Raw genomic sequence first — 15529 nt, 5'->3', positions numbered from 1 at the left:
AAGAATCTTTTTTGGTTTTAAAAAACGTTAAATTTGCGTAGTTCGGTTTACTGCGCTTTCATTAAAAGTATATGAAAATAAACAAATATAATAGTCTGTTTTTTGCAATGTTATTCGGTTTCGGATTAACTGGACAGGCGCAATCAAAGCAATGGACTTTAGAAGAGTGTGTTAGATATGCACTCGAAAATAATATCACAATCAAACAGTCAGAATTGGACTTGAAAAATGCCGATATAGATAAGAAAGCGGCATATGGAAGATACCTTCCTTCTGTAAATGGTAGCGCTTCTCACTCTTGGAACGTTGGTTTGAACCAGGATGTTACAACTGGTATTTTACGTAATTCAACTACACAATATTCTTCTGTAGGATTAAATGCTGGAGTAGATATCTATAAAGGTCTTCAGAATCAAAATACCCTTAGAAAAGCGAAATTGTCAATTATTGCTTCGCAGTATCAATTGTTAAAAATGCAAGAAGATATTTCTCTAAATGTTGCCAGTGCGTTTTTGCTGATTTTATCTAATAAAGAAGATTTAAAAGTAAAAAAAGAACAGTTAATAATCGATGAGAAAAGATTTGCCCGTTCTGAAGAAATGGTAAATGCAGGAACCATTCCGCGTGGGGATTTATTTGATTTGAAAGCAACTGTAGCAACAGATAAACAAAATATCGCAGTTTCTGAAAACAATTTGTTAATCTCTAAATTGAGCTTAGCGCAACTTTTGCAATTAAAAGAATTTGCAGATTTTGATGTAGTAGACGATACTAATGCAATGGATGAAAATAACATCTTGGCTCAAAGTCCAATTGACATTTATAATAAAGCTAAAGAAACAAGAACAGAGCTAAAATTAGCGCAGGCAAATCTTGAAATAGCAGAGAAAAATGTTGCTATTGCCAAAGGAGCATATCAGCCAACTTTGAGCGCTTTCTATAGCTTTAATACCAGAGCAAGTTATTCTGATGTTATAACTGGATCTACACCAAATACAGCAAACCCAACTTCTCAAATTGGTTTTGTTGAAGGAACTAATCAAGCTGTTTTACAAAATAATTATGTGCCTGTTTTAGGAAAAGCAGATCCAATTTTTGATCAGTTTAACGATAATAAGGGACAATCTTTCGGATTCCAACTTTCTGTTCCTATCTTTAATGGTTTCTCAGTCCGTAATAATGTAGAACGTAATAAAGTAAGTTTAGAAAAATCTAAAATAGATTTAGAGCAAAAAAGTTTAGATTTGCAACGTAACGTTTATACTGCTTTTACAGATGCAAGAGGAGCTTTAAATACTTACGAATCTTCTACTGTAACTTTAGAAGCAAGACAGCAGGCTTACAATTATGCAAAAGAAAAATATGATGTTGGTTTAATGAACTCATTTGATTTTACACAAGCTCAAACATTATTGACTAATGCACAGTCTGATGTAATTAGAACAAAATATGATTACATGTTTAAAATTAAAATATTAGAGTTTTATTTCGGAATTCCAATCGTTCCAATTATTACAAAATAATTCATTATGAAAAAAAAAACTGTTTATTTCTTATTAATAGTTGCAGTAATTCTTATTGTAGCTTTGGTTGTCCTTTCTAAGACTGGAGTAATAGGAAATAAAGACGAAGGAAAAGAAGTAGAAATTGCAAAAGTGACAGCTTCAACAATTGTTGAAACGGTTTCTGCAACAGGTAAAATTCAACCCGAAATTGAAATTAAAATAGCTTCGATGGTATCGGGCGAGATTATTTCTTTAAATGTAAAAGAGGGACAAGTGGTTAAAAAAGGTGATTTGTTAGTAAAAATAAATCCGGATTTATACACCTCAGGATTAGAAAGATCTGTTGCAAATTTAGCTGGAACAAAAGCAAGCCTTACTCAATCTGACGCCAGTTTTAAAGAAGCAAAAGCAAATTACGAGCGTAATAAAATTTTGTATGATAAAGGTGTAATCTCAAAATCAGATTGGGATAAAGCCATTTCTACTTTTGAAGTTGCAAAAGCTACAAAACAAAGCGCTTATTACAATGTTCAAAGTGCTTCGGCATCTGTTACAGAGGCTCGAGACAATTTAGGACGCACAACGATCTATTCTCCTGCAGACGGAACTATTTCTGTATTGAATGTAGAATTGGGAGAAAGAGTTTTAGGAACACAGCAAATGGCAGGAACGGAGCTTTTGCGTGTTGCAAACCTAAACAACATGGAAGTTGAAGTTGATGTAAATGAAAATGATATTGTAAAAATTAAAATAGGAGATGAAGCAAATGTTGAAGTCGACGCTTACTTAAAAAAGAAATTTAAGGGAGTTGTGACTAGTATTTCTAATTCGGCAAGTACAACATTAACATCAGATCAGGTAACGAATTTTAAAGTTAAGGTTCGTATTCTGAAAGATTCATATCAAGATTTGTTAGAAGGAAAACCAAGTACATATTCTCCTTTTAGACCTGGAATGACTGCTACGGTTGACATTATTACAACAACAAAAAATAATGTTTTGGCAGTGCCAATTAGTTCTGTTGTAGTAAAATCGGACACTACGGCTGTAAAAGATTTTAAGGTTGAGGATCCAAATGAAGATAAAAAAGCAGCTCCAAAAAGTGATAAAAAATTCGAATGTGTTTTTGTCAAAGTTGGAGATAAGGCTAAGATTAGAATCATTAAAACTGGAATTCAAGACGACACTAACATCGAAGTGATGTCTGGTTTAAAGCCTGGTGATGTTGTTATTACAGGGCCATATACAACAGTTTCCAAAGAGCTTAACTCTGGTGATAAGGTAAAGCTTAAGAAAGCAGAAGCGCCCAAGAAGTAAATTATAGCATATAATTGCATTTAGTGGAATTCTAAGCGAAAATGATTTTTGGTTTTATCAGTCGCTTTTTATAGTGTATTTATATACTTGATATGAGAGTATTATAGCTTACATATAACAAAATAGTACAGTAATGAATTTGCCTATTTTCAATATAAAAAAGCCTAATTATATATTGGAGACTTTTTACTTGAAAATTTATGTGTAGCATTTCTGTTATTTTGGCCGTTAACTCTTATTTTTGTAACATTAATCTTTTTGATCAATTTTTAATAAAAACACTTTACTACTTTGTCTTATATTCTCAACATCGAAACGGCTACTAAAAATTGTTCTGTATCTATTGCAAAAGATGGTCAAACCATTGTTTGTACTGAACTAGCAGATGAAGGATATTCGCATGCTGAAAAACTTCACGTTTTTATTGAAGAGGCAATAAAAAAAGCTGGAATATCTGCTCATGATTTAAAGGCTGTTGGCGTAAGCCAAGGACCAGGATCTTATACAGGTTTAAGAATTGGTGTTTCGGCAGCAAAAGGATTGTGTTATGCGTTAAATATTCCGTTAATTGCTGTAGATACACTGCAAACTCTAGCTTCTCAGGCAGGAGTTACAGATGGAAAAATTGTACCGATGTTGGATGCGCGCCGTATGGAAGTTTACAGTGCCATTTTTAATCCAGATTTGACAGTTGAAAGAGCTATTCAAGCTGAAATTATTGACGAAAATTCATTTCAAGAATATACAGACAAACTTTACTTTGTAGGCGACTGTGCCGATAAATGCAAGCCTGTTTTGACTAAAGACAATTTGGTGTTTTTAGAAAATGTAAAATACCCTTCGGCGCAAGCAATGAGTAAAATCAGTTTTGATAAATATCAAAAAAGCGACACTGTAGATGTCGCTTATTTTGAACCTTATTATTTGAAAGATTTTATTATTGCTCCTCCAAAGAAGCAATAAATACTATTTCTGTATCGTATACGGTTGAACAGCAATTCCCGCTTCATCCAACGCAATTTTGCAATTCTCTAATGTTTCAGAGAAAACAGATCCGTAATTGGCATTTTTTGCCCAAGGACGAACTGCAAAATCGATAGAACTTGCCGATAGGTTTTTTACAAAAACTTCTGGTGCAGGCTTCTTCAATACTTTTGGGTTATTATTTAAAACATCTAAAAGAATTTCTTTTGCTTTTTTAATGTCTGAATCATAAGAAATAGCAAAAGTCAAATCAGCTCTTCTTTCTCCTTGCATCGAGTAGTTGATGATGTTTCCGTTAGATAAAGAACCATTTGGAACAAACACCGTCTGATTATTTGCAGTAAGCATTTTAGTTACAAAAATCTGAATTTCAAGAACTGTTGCAACAACGCCTTGCGCCTCTATCGTATCTCCAACTTTAAACGGTTTAAAGACAATAATAAGCATTCCTCCAGCAAAATTAGAAAGCGATCCTTGCAAAGACAAACCAACTGCAAGACCCATTGCTCCTAAAATGGCAACAAAAGAGGAAGTCTCAATTCCTAATTTAGAAATAAAGGTTACAAACAATAATATTCGCAGGGCCCACAATAAAATGTCAGATAAGAATTTTGTAAGCGTAGGATCAAGATTTCTTTGAATCATTATTTTTCTAATAATTCGATTAATCAATCTGATGGCATATAAACCAACAAATAAGATTAAAAATGCAGAAATCAGTTTTGGTGAATAATCAACTAAAATGTCAACAAAACGAGTAACGTATTTACTGACTTGTTCTGGGTTCAGGTTCATGATTTTTAAATAAAAAAACCTTCTCAAAAGAGAAGGTATATTAGTGGTGCAAATATAAAAATATTTACATTATCAGAAAAGTGTGTTTATGCCTTGTCAGCAGCTTCGTCGGCTATTTCTTCTACCTCTTCGGCAGATTTTTCGCTAGTATCAACAACGGTTTCAGAAATAGTTTCTGATGCCTCAGTAGCTGTTTGCGAAGTTGCTTTTTCTTTAACAGAATCAACCAAATCATTTACCGCTTTAGTAGCTTTGTCCGCATATTCACTTACAGTATCTTTTGCTTTGTCCGCATAATCTGCAGCTTGGTCAATAATAGGTTCAGAAACCTCTTTTACTTTTTCAATTGTTTCTTCTGCAAAAGCTTCTGCTTTCTCGATATAAGGAGCCGCCGCTTCCTTTGCTTGTTCAAAAGTCTCTTCGGCATTATTTGCCAATTCAGTTACAGACTCTTTGGTTGAGCCAAATAAATTTTTAAAAAATGAAGATAATCCCATGGGTTTTAATTAATTGGTTAAGAATACAATATTAATTAAATTTATAGAATTACTCGTTTTTTTAATGGTAAATAATTGAAAACTAGTGATTAATAATAAAAAAAGCGCCTCAATGAGACGCTTTGTATAATAATTTATTCCAATTATGCATTTGATGCCTCTACTTTTATGGCGTCATCGTTTAACATACTTTTAAGCATATTTTCGATACCGCTTTTTAAAGTAAATGTAGATGATGGACATCCGCTGCAAGCACCTTGCAATAATACTTTAACTGTTTTATCATCTTCATTATAAGATTCAAAAGCAATGTTTCCGCCATCAGCAGCTACTGCTGGTTTTACGTATTCTTCTAAGATATTAATAATTTGCTGAGATGTAACATCTAGTTTGTCAAAAGCTTCATCTTTTGTTGCTTCAGTTTTGGCTTTAGTTTGAATTAAACTTTCATCTAAAACAGTTCCTCCGTTTTCTATAAATTGTTTAATGAAAGTTCTTAATTCTAAAGTAATTTCATCCCAGTTATTGATTTCATATTTTGTAACCGAAATATAATTTTCATCAATAAAAATTTCTTTCACATAAGGGAATTTGAATAATTCCTGAGCTAACGGAGAAGAAGCAGTCTGGTCAATGTTTTTATACTCTACTGCATTACGAGTAAGCATTCTGCTTACCACAAATTTTAATGCAGAAGGATTTGGAGTTGTTTCTCCGTAAACTGTAATTGGCTGTTTTTTTGCTTTTGTTTCATCAATTTTAATGATAACGCCACCTTTGTCAACAAAAGCAGTAATTTGCTCTGCAACTGCATCTTTTACATCATCCCAATCTACAATGCTGTATCTTTCGATAGCGATGAAATTTCCAGAGATATAAACGGTCTTAACAAACGGCAGATAGAATAATTGTTGGGCTAGAGGAGAAGCTTGCGCTTCGTCAATATTTTTGAACTCAAAGTTTTGATTTTGAGTAATAAAGTCTTCAAACTCGAACTTTAAAATAGTCGGGTTCTGGGTCTCTTTTATAGTGATTTTTGTCATGGTTGTATATTTTTTGCAAATTTACTAAAGTTATTTTCTACTAATACCTATATTTGATTTTTTAATAAAATAATTAAGACTCTTTTCAAAGAAATCGTGTTAAATTGCAAGAGTGAAAATTATATAGAAACAAAATTGTCTTTATGAAATTTAAAATCAAGGTTTTATTAATTTTTCTCATTACTACTTTTTATTCTTATTCTCAAGAAGGAATACCTGTTTATTCAGATTATTTGTCTGATAATTATTATTTAATTCACCCTTCAATGGCAGGCGCAGCCAACTGTGCTAAAATAAGATTGACAGCCAGAAAACAATGGTTTGGAGAAGAAGATGCTCCATCATTGCAGACTTTAAGTTTTAACGGTAGAGTGGGAGAACGTTCTGGAGCTGGTATAATTTTATTTAATGATAAAAATGGTTATCATTCTCAAAAAGGTGTAAAACTAACATATGCACACCATATTATGTTTTCGAGAGATGAACTAGATTTAAATCAGTTGTCTTTTGGAATTAGTGGAGGTTTAATACAAAGTCAATTAGACGAAACAAAATTTGGAGGAACTTTTGATCCAATTGTTTTTGGTTCAATTCAGAAAGATTCTTATTTCAATGTTGATGTTGGAGCATCATATAATTATCTGGATTTTTATGCGCACGCAACAGTTCAAGGATTGTTAGAAACAAGAAGAGAGTTATATACAGATTATGAAAGCGATAATCTTAGAAAGTTTTTATTAAGCGCTGGTTATGTATTTGGAAAAAACAGCAGTTGGACTTGGGAGCCTTCTATTCTTTTTCAGCTATTTGATCAAACAAAGGCAAAAACACTAGATTTAAATATGAAAGCCTATAAAAGCATGGATTTCGGAAGTCTATGGGCAGCTTTATCATATAGAAGAGGTTTTGATGGCGCACAATATGTTTCGGGAACCGGAGTGTCGTCTCAAAAATTACAATACTTTACGCCTATTATTGGGGTTAATTTCAAGAATTTTATGTTCGCTTACACCTATACTCAACTAATGGGAGATGTTAAGTTTGACACGGGAGCTTTTCATCAAATTACTTTAGGAATTAATTTATTCTGCAAAAAAGAACGTTACGACTGTAATTGTCCTGCAGTTAACTAAAAAATATTTTATGCTGATTAAATCTGTAAACGGAAAATCACCTCTAATTCCAGAGGATTGTTATGTTGCCGAAAATGCTACTATTGTAGGAGATGTAACTTTTGGAGAATCTTGCAGTGTTTGGTTTAATGCCGTTGTGAGAGGAGATGTTCATTTTATTAAAATTGGAAATAAAGTTAACATTCAAGATGGCGCTGTAATTCATTGTACTTATCAAAAACATCCCACAATTATAGGAAATAATGTTTCAATAGGACATAATGCTATTGTGCATGGCTGTACGATTCACGATAATGTTTTGATTGGAATGGGAGCAATTGTAATGGATAATTGTGTGGTTGAAAGTAATGCTATAATTGCTGCTGGCGCTGTAGTGACACAAAATACAGTTGTAACTTCAGGAAGCATTTATGCTGGCGTTCCTGCTAAAAAAGTTAAAGACATTGACCAATCTGATTTTGCAGGCGAAATAGGGCGTATTTCGAACAATTATGTAATGTATTCTAGCTGGTTCAAAAACGAAGAATAGAAATAAAAAAATCCAAAATAGAAATTCCAAATTCCAAGAGTTTTAGCTTTTTGGAATTTGGAATTTTTTTATTGGAATTTAAAAAATTTAGAGGTTGATTTTTTCAAAGAAAGTACTCTTATAACTTTCGCTGATTGGAATTCTTTTATCGCTTATTAAAACCTTATTTTTCTGAATCGATTTTACATGTTTGATATTTATGATGTACGATCTGTGAATTCTCGCAAAACCTTTGCTTGAAAGCAGATTTTCTAATTTGATTAAACTAATTAGCGTAAGCGTAAATTTATTATCTGTCGTGTAGATTTTGACATAATCTTTTAATCCTTCAATAAAAAGAATATCAGCAAAATTTAATTTTACATTTTCATATTCAGCTCTTACAAACATAAAATCCTGTTCAATTTCAGGTGTATTATTGTTTTCCGCAATTGCAAGATTTGCTGCAGGCTGAAAAATTTGCTGTGCTCTTACAACGGCTTTTAGAAATCGATGAAACGGAATTGGTTTAACCAAATAATCTACAGCGCCAAGATTAAATCCTTCTACCGCATAATCAGAATAAGCAGTTGTAAAAATAACAAGAGGTTTTTTTTCTATCGTATTTAAAAAATCAATTCCAGAAAAATGAGGCATTTGAATATCAAGAAAAATCAAATCGACATTATTCTGATTGATAAATGAAACAGCATCAATAGCATTATTGAAAGTGTTTATAAGCTCCAGAGCTTCTACTTTTTTGACAAAATCCTGTAATAATTCTACAGCTAAAGGTTCGTCATCAATAATTACACATTTCATCTTTTCTGAATTAATTTTTTAAAATACATTTTGCATTCAAAAGTAGTTTGAAACCAGTGAATTAAGTTTTAAAATTTTCATAAAATACTGGTTAACTAATTAAAATTATGCGTTAACAGTTATAGTTTTAGTTAGCGTAAAACCATCTGTCAAGTTTCCTGTCATGGTTGCCAGCTCATCGGCTAGGCTATCAGCAAAGACATTGTCTTTTGTATTTGCAGTATCTGCTTGTCCGTGTGCAGCGTAATTTGTACTTGAATATACTTCACTTGAAATTGTTTCAGGAAAAGCAATTTGAGTTACCAGCAAAGAAGTTCCTGAACTTGATAATACTTCTACATGTACATGCGGAGCTCTTCCTTGGTACCAACCAGGATAAATCGAGATAAAAGAAACTTCTCCACTAGAGTTCGAAGTTTGTCTTCCTCTAAGGAAATGTACAGAAGTATAATCTGCCTGCTGCATTTGCGTGCCGCCATATTCAGAATAATTTCCGTCTTTGTCACAATGCCAAACATCTACCAAAACTCCAGAAAGAGGTTCGCAATTGTTATTCTTATTTTCAATCTTTAAATTAATCAATAGCGCAATTCCAACGCGATCAGATTTGATGTTTTCTAAAACCAGCTGACTCGGCGTTTTAATAGGAAACGGACCTTTTGTTTCAGAAGGAGAAACAGTGCAGCTTCCGTCTCCAGAATTGCTTGAGTCGGTTTCATCATTGTCGCTTTTAGAACAAGATTCTAAAAATTTTGAAGCTGTTGCCAAAGATGCAATGCCCAAAATACCATTTCGGATGAATTTTTTTCTGTCCATAATCAGTTTTGTTTAATGTATTGCGGTTTTAATTTCGTCCAACTTTAAATTCAAATGAACTCGGTAATATTCATTATCCTGAGTAATGGTTAGTTCGTGTGCGTTTGGATAGAGAAGATCAAGACGGCTTTGGATATTCACTAATCCAATTCCTGAATTTTCAGGATCTTTTACATAATTCTCAATGGTGTTTTCAATCCAGAAATCAAGATTGTTATCCGTAATTAGAATCTTAATTCTTACGTGAGCCGCGCCTTTGTAATCAGTTCCGTATTTAAAGGCATTTTCGACAAAAGAAATCAATAATAAAGGCTCAATATATTTATTTTTAGTGTCGCCATGAACATTGATTACGATGTCTTCGATATTGTTTAATCGCAGCTTTTGTAGTTCGATGTAATTCTGGATATAATTGACTTCTTTTTCTAAAGCCACCGTTTTGTTATCTGTTTCATACAACATATAGCGCATAAGTTCAGATAAGGTTACGATGGCATCAGGGACCAAATCAGATTTTTTGTGTGCCAAAGAATAAATACTGTTTAGAGAATTAAATAAAAAATGCGGATTGGTTTGTTTGCGCAAATAGATTAATTCGGTATTTGTTCTATGTGTTTCGGCAATCAGTTTATTTTGCTGATTATTATAAAATTCAGTTAATGTTCTAATAATTGCAGAGATTGTAATGATCAGAATATAGAAAAACGATGGGCCAATTTTAAAGAAAAGAGGCTGTCTCATTTCAATTCTCTGATGCATTCTTTCGCCTCGCGGGAAAAAATGCGGATCATGAGGCATTGTCCTTGGAGGCATTATATTTTCTGGTCTTAAATGCCTAAATTCAGGGATAAAATAATTTATCCTTATGATCATAAATGTTGCAATTAAAACAAAAGCAAACGTAAAGTAGAGCCAGTATTTTTTTTGCAATAAATAATTTGGAACCAAATAAAAATAGTTCAGATAAAACAAAACAATTCCGGTTGTCCATTGCACATAAAAGTCGTTACTAATCTTAAATGGACTTTCGTAAAACTGAATTAACGAAGTCAAAATAAAGAAAACCCATATCGCAAAATGGAATAATATTTTGTTGTAGCCGGTATTTTTAATGGTATCTATCTGCATTTACAATTTTATTTTTAATAAAATTAGTTCATTTTTGGTTACCGTTGGCGATAAGTTTTGTTTGAGTTTCTGCTTAACAAGATCGGCAACCTTTAAGGCGTCATCTTCTGTTTTGAAACTTTTAGTATCACTTATTACAGGAATAACCGACTGTTTAATTAAAACTTTTTCTTTGTAGGCAATTGTATATCCCCAACCAGAATTTGTTTTAAAAGAAGCCGTTGTCAAAGATTCTTTTTTCGCACAAGCAATAAAAAGAAGAATAGCAAAAACTATCAAACACTTCTGGATTTTACTCCAGAAGTATTGTTTATTATTAATTGTCATCGTCACTTTGTTCGTCTAATGGCTTAAATTCCCAAGCATCATCAAAATAAGTAGAACCAATTCGTCCTAACATATAGAATCCACGGTTATTGATGGCAAAACCTACAGCATCTGTTCTTGTAGCACCTTCCATTGGAGTTCTTTCTACCCATAAATCTGTTGACGGATTATATTCCCAAACTGTTTTTATGTTTTCACCACCCACAACATATCCTAATCCATTCATAGAAAAACTAGATGCATTAGAACGAACAATTGCGTAATCATCGTTGTAGCTATAATCATCGTCTGTGTCTTTATCAATATCTCTTTTTCTTGTCCATACATCTGTAGACGGATCAAATTCCCAGAAATCTTCTTGATAAACACCATTGTTCACACCAGTTACTAAATATGCTTTATCTGCAATTGTGAAAACCGTTGCATTACGTCTTTTGTTTCCGCTGAAACCATTTACCAAAGTCCATGTATTAGCTTGATCATCGTACTGATAAAAATCTTTCAAGTAATTTCCATCATAACCAGTCCCAAAATACGCTTTACCACCAACCTGAAAACCTACAGCGGCGTAACGAGCAGTTCCTGCAAAATCTGTTTTTTGCGACCAGCTGTTTGCAGTAGGATCATATTGGTAAAAGTCTTTCAGTTTATTTGTTCCATCATAACCAAGACCAACATAACCTTTTTCGTTTAAAGCAAAACTAGAAGCAGAACTTCTTCCTATACCGCCAAAATCGGCCTTTTGTTCCCAATAATCTCCGTTTGAGTTATAAACCCATAAATCTTTTAAATAAACATCGCCAGTATAACCGCCAACTACATAAGCATAATCTCCGATAACGAAACTTGTTGCACTAGATCTTGCAGGGCCATCAAAGGCTGATTTTTTAATCCAGTTTCCTACCAAATCATCATCGTCATTATCATTGCTGCAGCTTATCAAAAAGAGGCTTGAAAAAAGCGCTGTGAATAAAATTCCTTTTTTTAGATTAATCATAGTGTATTTAAAATTTATTGTTTGTATTTGATCCCTATTCCTAAAACGTAACCATTTCCGCTATTGTAATCGTAAATTTTGTGGTCGTTGCTGTCTAGTAAATTGTATTTTTTGTTGAAATCGTAACCGGCTTTAAAATTTAAAAACCAATTGACAGCAACATTTCTTTCATATTCTAAAGCCGATGTCATTTGCGATAAAACTGCTTTTTCAGCATTATTGTCTACATTTTTTTCGTCTAAATGATAAAAGTTTCCATTAAAACTATTTGTCAGACTAAATTTATTTCGATCATTATTAGAATAAGAAATTCTCGAATCTGGAAATCCAATTTTAAAATTGGTTTTCTCGTTCATTTTATAATCAAAAGCAACAATTGGCGTAAACTTTGGCGCTCCAAAAATTGATGTTCGCCCAGCTCCAACTATTACATTGAATTTTGAGCTCAATTGCTGGCTAATTTCTAAACTTCCTAAAACGGTAACATCTGAAAAATCCAGTTTACTCTGAAAATTAGCAGTAGGAACCACAGAAAGTTGCCATCTTGTTTTTTCTGCTATTTCAGATGAATATTCAAACTTGTCTTGAACTTGGTTGAATTTGTCCTGATCCGCATAAAAATTATAGGGATTAAACTCGTAATTCACCTTCAAATTAGAATATTCCAATGTGTTAGCTATTTTGTTTTTTGTTCCTAGTTTCTTCTGATAAAAGACTGCGATGTTTGTTTCGCTAAAATTTATCTTGTCTGTCGGCTCCGTTTTGAAATTTAGAGTGGCACTAAAATTTTCTTGAGCTTTTAAACCTAAAAATGAAATCAAAAAAAGAGAACAAATTATAAACCTTACTTTCATTATTTATTTTATTGGCTCAAAATTAGATGGATGGTGCTCTTAAAAAAAAGAAGATATATATATGGCTTGTTTTGATAGACAAAATAGCCGTTTTTAAGGTCGAATTAAAATTCGAGAACAGATTTTGGGTTATAGATCGTTTTGTGCAATTAGTAGCCTAAAAAAGCGCAATAGTATATGTTATAGTGTGTCGCCAAAGTGCACAATTTATATTTGTCCAAAAATTAAATTATGCGGAAGTTTATATTGATACTACTTTTTGTACTGACCTTATTTTCATGTGGTACAGATACAGACACTGGAGAATTTACGGTTGGGTCAGATTATTTGGCTTTGAGCAATAAAGTAATCATGATAGATACTGTGACCGTAGAAATGTCAACCATTAATTTTGACTCGCTGGTAACTTCGAATAAAAGTAGAATCTTGATCGGGAATTATGATGATCCTATTTTTGGAAAAGTAAAGTCGGACAGCTATTTTCAGCTTTCAGGGGCTTCCTATGCATTGAATAATACAGGTTCGGATACTGAAGCGGTTAATTACGTTTTCGATTCGATTTCGATGATTCTTAAATATGATAAGTATTATTACGGAGATACTACAAAGGTTCAAACATTTGACATTCATCGTTTGCTTCAAAAAGTTAAGCCTAACACAGACGATAGTAATTTCTACAACAATTCTGCTTTAAGTTATAGCACTGAAAGCTTGGGAAAAATATCTTTTATACCAAGACCAAAACAAAAGGACTCTATCAATATTAAAATGGATAAAGAATTTGGAGAAGCTCTTTTTCAGAAAATTAAAAAAAGAGAAATTACAGATTTTGACAGTTTTACAGAATACTTAAAAGGTCTTGTTTTGGTTCCAGAAACATCCAATTCTTCCAATATAATAGGATTTAGCGCTGGAAGCAGCAAAATGCGATTGTATTATTCAAAATATATGGCAGATACAGATGAGGATGAGCAGTCGTATATTCTGGATTATACCATTTTAGATAAAACGAAACAGTTTAATTCTATTTCTTTGGATAAAACAGGAACGTTGCTGCAGAATCTTCCCGTCTCGAGTAGTAATCTGTCTAGTAACTTGACCAATAATCAAGGTTTTATTCAGTCAGGAACTGGAGTCGCCTGTAGAGTTGAATTTCCGAATATTAAACAGTTTAAAAATATTTCGACTAATGGTGCTATCGTAAATGCAGAGCTAATTTTAAAGCCTGTCAATAACTCTTATTCTGACAAATATCCACTGGCCGATTCTCTTTCTGTTTTTGTTGGCGATAATTTGAACAGAATAAGCGGAGCATTAACAAATTCTGCCGGAACTACCGTATACGGGATATTGAACAAAAAAAGCGATGAGTTTAACGAAAATATTGGCTATACAATTCCTGTTGGAGCTTTTCTTCAGAAAGAAATGCTTAAAGCATCCGATTCTAGGTCATCTCTTATTTTAACGTTGCCTGGAATTTCCAAGTCTGTTAACAGAATTGTTTTGGGGAATCAAAAATATGCCGATAATAAAATTCAGCTAAAAATTTATTACATCTCTTACTAAATGAAAAATAAAGTTGTTTTGTGGAGTTGCTTCTTTTTAATGTCGCTAACTTCATTTTCTCAAAGTATCTCAAGTTCTCCATATTCGCTTTATGGCGTTGGAAGCTTGTACGATTCAGACTTTGGTTATCTGCCTTCTATTGGTGGTTCAGGTATTGCATTACCTTCAGATACTTTTATCAATAATTTAAATCCGGCATCTTTAGGATATATGTATCAAAATCATTTTCTTTTTGATATTGGAGGAAAAGCCATTGCCACAACATATCAAAGCAGCAATCGTACAGAAAATCGAAATAATTTTCAATTTTCTCATTTAGCTTTTGCTTTTCCTGTTACTAAAAATTCTGGTTTTAGTTTGGCGCTTCGTCCATATTCTAGCTCGGTATTTAAAATCTCAAATTTAGAACTCCCAATTACAGACAGTCAGGAATCTTATTACGTAACAGCACAAGGATCTGGAGGTTTAAACAATCTGGATTTTTCATACGGATATAGATTTGGAAAAAAATTGACAGTAGGAGTAACTGGAACAGTGCTTTTTGGAAATACAGTTGATGATCGTGCTTTTCTTATTTCGAATGCAGTTACCACGATACATAAAAAAACTGATTATAGCGGAGTTCGCGCAACATTAGGAGCTCAATTTAAAATAGATTCGACCCTTACAATAGGAACAACAATTAAAGTTCCAGCAAGAATAAATGCATCAAAAGTGCAATCGGTGGCAAGTATTGCAGATGAAGTAGAAACTGCTATAGAAACTAATATAGCCACAAAGACCGACGATTATTATATGCCTTTAGAACTGGGCTTTGGAGTTAGTAAGCGATTTAAGAATAATTTGAATATGACTTTAGATTATGAGAAGAGCTTTTGGAAAAATACAAAACAGTCTGATCTGTATGGCGAATTTGTAAATCAGGATCGTTTTGCGCTTGGATTTACTTATAGCGCCAAAAAGAATGTTAGAAGATACTGGGATCGAGTAGGGTATGCTGCTGGTGTAAATTTTGACAACGGTTACCTCGAAGTCGATGGACAGCGTGTTAATAGCGCATCTGTTTCTATTGGACTAAACCTACCAATTGAAAATACATTTTCGTCACTCAATATTTCCTATTCTTACGGGCAGAAAGGTAGAATCGCGAATGATTTGATAAAAGAAAATTACCATAAAATATCACTCAATTTATCGTTGGACGGAATTTGGTTTGTCAAGCGAAAGTTTGAATAAT

16 protein-coding genes are annotated in these 15529 nt (G+C 32.9%); 7 read left to right on the top strand and 9 right to left on the bottom strand.

The genetic code is table 11. The annotated features are described in order from the left end of the window. Nucleotides 1-71: 71 nt before the first annotated feature. The 3 genes from AC1Q5Z_RS20285 to tsaB all read left to right on the top strand — a co-directional run bounded on the left by AC1Q5Z_RS20285 (nucleotide 72) and on the right by tsaB (nucleotide 3785). Entirely contained in the window at nucleotides 72-1523 is a 1452-nt protein-coding gene (locus AC1Q5Z_RS20285; protein WP_492446589.1) for a TolC family protein, read from the top strand. A gap of 6 nt (nucleotides 1524-1529) precedes the next feature. Beyond that, nucleotides 1530-2822, top strand: a complete 1293-nt coding sequence (locus AC1Q5Z_RS20280) for an efflux RND transporter periplasmic adaptor subunit (protein WP_278019553.1) — start codon at nucleotides 1530-1532, stop codon at nucleotides 2820-2822. Between the two features lie 291 nt (nucleotides 2823-3113). Then, nucleotides 3114-3785 carry a tRNA (adenosine(37)-N6)-threonylcarbamoyltransferase complex dimerization subunit type 1 TsaB gene (gene tsaB / locus AC1Q5Z_RS20275; RefSeq protein ID WP_492446587.1) on the top strand — a complete coding sequence of 224 codons (672 nt, stop codon included), beginning with the start codon at nucleotides 3114-3116 and terminating at the stop codon, nucleotides 3783-3785. A 3-nt stretch (nucleotides 3786-3788) separates the two neighbouring features. Here tsaB and AC1Q5Z_RS20270 read toward each other — a convergent pair whose 3' ends face one another. The 3 genes from AC1Q5Z_RS20270 to AC1Q5Z_RS20260 all read right to left on the bottom strand — a co-directional run bounded on the left by AC1Q5Z_RS20270 (nucleotide 3789) and on the right by AC1Q5Z_RS20260 (nucleotide 6141). Continuing rightward, nucleotides 3789-4601: a mechanosensitive ion channel family protein gene (locus AC1Q5Z_RS20270; protein ID WP_492446585.1), complete on the bottom strand. Its 813-nt coding sequence runs from the start codon at nucleotides 4599-4601 to the stop codon at nucleotides 3789-3791. A gap of 86 nt (nucleotides 4602-4687) precedes the next feature. After that, entirely contained in the window at nucleotides 4688-5098 is a 411-nt protein-coding gene (locus tag AC1Q5Z_RS20265; protein ID WP_278019551.1) for a YtxH domain-containing protein, read from the bottom strand. A gap of 143 nt (nucleotides 5099-5241) precedes the next feature. Further along, nucleotides 5242-6141 carry a NifU family protein gene (locus tag AC1Q5Z_RS20260; protein ID WP_343589364.1) on the bottom strand — a complete coding sequence of 300 codons (900 nt, stop codon included), beginning with the start codon at nucleotides 6139-6141 and terminating at the stop codon, nucleotides 5242-5244. Nucleotides 6142-6284: 143 nt separating this feature from the next. Between AC1Q5Z_RS20260 and AC1Q5Z_RS20255 the strand changes: the two genes are divergently transcribed. Next, on the top strand, nucleotides 6285-7274 hold the full coding sequence (locus AC1Q5Z_RS20255) for a PorP/SprF family type IX secretion system membrane protein (RefSeq protein WP_198854457.1): 990 nt from the start codon (nucleotides 6285-6287) through the stop codon (nucleotides 7272-7274). A 10-nt stretch (nucleotides 7275-7284) separates the two neighbouring features. After that, nucleotides 7285-7803 (top strand): gamma carbonic anhydrase family protein, encoded by a 519-nt coding sequence (locus AC1Q5Z_RS20250; protein WP_343589366.1) that lies wholly within the window; start codon nucleotides 7285-7287, stop codon nucleotides 7801-7803. An 87-nt stretch (nucleotides 7804-7890) separates the two neighbouring features. On the opposite strand, the gene AC1Q5Z_RS20245 is transcribed toward AC1Q5Z_RS20250, so the two are convergent. From AC1Q5Z_RS20245 to AC1Q5Z_RS20220, 6 genes are all read right to left on the bottom strand, one after another. Continuing rightward, complete coding sequence (locus tag AC1Q5Z_RS20245; protein ID WP_198854455.1) at nucleotides 7891-8604, bottom strand: LytR/AlgR family response regulator transcription factor; 714 nt, start codon at nucleotides 8602-8604, stop codon at nucleotides 7891-7893. Nucleotides 8605-8709: 105 nt separating this feature from the next. After that, on the bottom strand, nucleotides 8710-9420 hold the full coding sequence (locus AC1Q5Z_RS20240) for a dioxygenase family protein (RefSeq protein ID WP_343589369.1): 711 nt from the start codon (nucleotides 9418-9420) through the stop codon (nucleotides 8710-8712). A 12-nt stretch (nucleotides 9421-9432) separates the two neighbouring features. Then, nucleotides 9433-10548 (bottom strand): sensor histidine kinase, encoded by a 1116-nt coding sequence (locus AC1Q5Z_RS20235; protein WP_198854453.1) that lies wholly within the window; start codon nucleotides 10546-10548, stop codon nucleotides 9433-9435. Further along, complete coding sequence (locus AC1Q5Z_RS20230) at nucleotides 10549-10875, bottom strand: DUF4907 domain-containing protein (RefSeq protein WP_492446582.1); 327 nt, start codon at nucleotides 10873-10875, stop codon at nucleotides 10549-10551. Next, nucleotides 10865-11872, bottom strand: a complete 1008-nt coding sequence (locus AC1Q5Z_RS20225; RefSeq protein WP_198854451.1) for a Kelch repeat-containing protein — start codon at nucleotides 11870-11872, stop codon at nucleotides 10865-10867. Before AC1Q5Z_RS20225 ends, AC1Q5Z_RS20230 begins: the two co-directional genes overlap by 11 nt. A 14-nt stretch (nucleotides 11873-11886) precedes the next feature. Further along, the gene (locus AC1Q5Z_RS20220) at nucleotides 11887-12726 is read right to left on the bottom strand and encodes a DUF6268 family outer membrane beta-barrel protein (RefSeq protein WP_492446580.1); all 840 of its coding nucleotides are present in this window, start codon (nucleotides 12724-12726) and stop codon (nucleotides 11887-11889) included. Between the two features lie 231 nt (nucleotides 12727-12957). Here AC1Q5Z_RS20220 and AC1Q5Z_RS20215 point away from each other — a divergent pair, with 231 nt between their 5' ends. Beyond that, nucleotides 12958-14292 (top strand): DUF4270 family protein, encoded by a 1335-nt coding sequence (locus AC1Q5Z_RS20215; RefSeq protein WP_492446578.1) that lies wholly within the window; start codon nucleotides 12958-12960, stop codon nucleotides 14290-14292. Next, the gene (bamG, locus tag AC1Q5Z_RS20210; RefSeq protein ID WP_492446577.1) at nucleotides 14293-15528 is read left to right on the top strand and encodes a BamG family beta-barrel-assembly machinery protein; all 1236 of its coding nucleotides are present in this window, start codon (nucleotides 14293-14295) and stop codon (nucleotides 15526-15528) included. Nucleotide 15529 lies beyond the last annotated feature (1 nt).

It is taken from the genome of Flavobacterium sp. GW823-FHT06G12, assembly GCF_058794775.1.
This window is presented reverse-complemented; position numbering and strand designations above follow the sequence as displayed.

Excerpts from the sequence above, each read along its gene's own strand:
- AC1Q5Z_RS20230 (WP_492446582.1), bottom strand. The coding sequence starts at position 10,875 with ATGACAATTAATAATAAACAATACTTCTGGAGTAAAATCCAGAAGTGT.
- AC1Q5Z_RS20225 (WP_198854451.1), bottom strand. The coding sequence starts at position 11,872 with ATGATTAATCTAAAAAAAGGAATTTTATTCACAGCGCTTTTTTCAAGC.
- AC1Q5Z_RS20285 (WP_492446589.1), top strand. The coding sequence starts at position 72 with ATGAAAATAAACAAATATAATAGTCTGTTTTTTGCAATGTTATTCGGT.
- AC1Q5Z_RS20265 (WP_278019551.1), bottom strand. The coding sequence starts at position 5,098 with ATGGGATTATCTTCATTTTTTAAAAATTTATTTGGCTCAACCAAAGAG.
- AC1Q5Z_RS20255 (WP_198854457.1), top strand. The coding sequence starts at position 6,285 with ATGAAATTTAAAATCAAGGTTTTATTAATTTTTCTCATTACTACTTTT.
- AC1Q5Z_RS20250 (WP_343589366.1), top strand. The coding sequence starts at position 7,285 with ATGCTGATTAAATCTGTAAACGGAAAATCACCTCTAATTCCAGAGGAT.
- AC1Q5Z_RS20240 (WP_343589369.1), bottom strand. The coding sequence starts at position 9,420 with ATGGACAGAAAAAAATTCATCCGAAATGGTATTTTGGGCATTGCATCT.
- AC1Q5Z_RS20270 (WP_492446585.1), bottom strand. The coding sequence starts at position 4,601 with ATGAACCTGAACCCAGAACAAGTCAGTAAATACGTTACTCGTTTTGTT.
- AC1Q5Z_RS20220 (WP_492446580.1), bottom strand. The coding sequence starts at position 12,726 with ATGAAAGTAAGGTTTATAATTTGTTCTCTTTTTTTGATTTCATTTTTA.
- AC1Q5Z_RS20260 (WP_343589364.1), bottom strand. The coding sequence starts at position 6,141 with ATGACAAAAATCACTATAAAAGAGACCCAGAACCCGACTATTTTAAAG.
- AC1Q5Z_RS20245 (WP_198854455.1), bottom strand. The coding sequence starts at position 8,604 with ATGAAATGTGTAATTATTGATGACGAACCTTTAGCTGTAGAATTATTA.
- bamG (WP_492446577.1), top strand. The coding sequence starts at position 14,293 with ATGAAAAATAAAGTTGTTTTGTGGAGTTGCTTCTTTTTAATGTCGCTA.
- AC1Q5Z_RS20235 (WP_198854453.1), bottom strand. The coding sequence starts at position 10,548 with ATGCAGATAGATACCATTAAAAATACCGGCTACAACAAAATATTATTC.
- AC1Q5Z_RS20215 (WP_492446578.1), top strand. The coding sequence starts at position 12,958 with ATGCGGAAGTTTATATTGATACTACTTTTTGTACTGACCTTATTTTCA.
- AC1Q5Z_RS20280 (WP_278019553.1), top strand. The coding sequence starts at position 1,530 with ATGAAAAAAAAAACTGTTTATTTCTTATTAATAGTTGCAGTAATTCTT.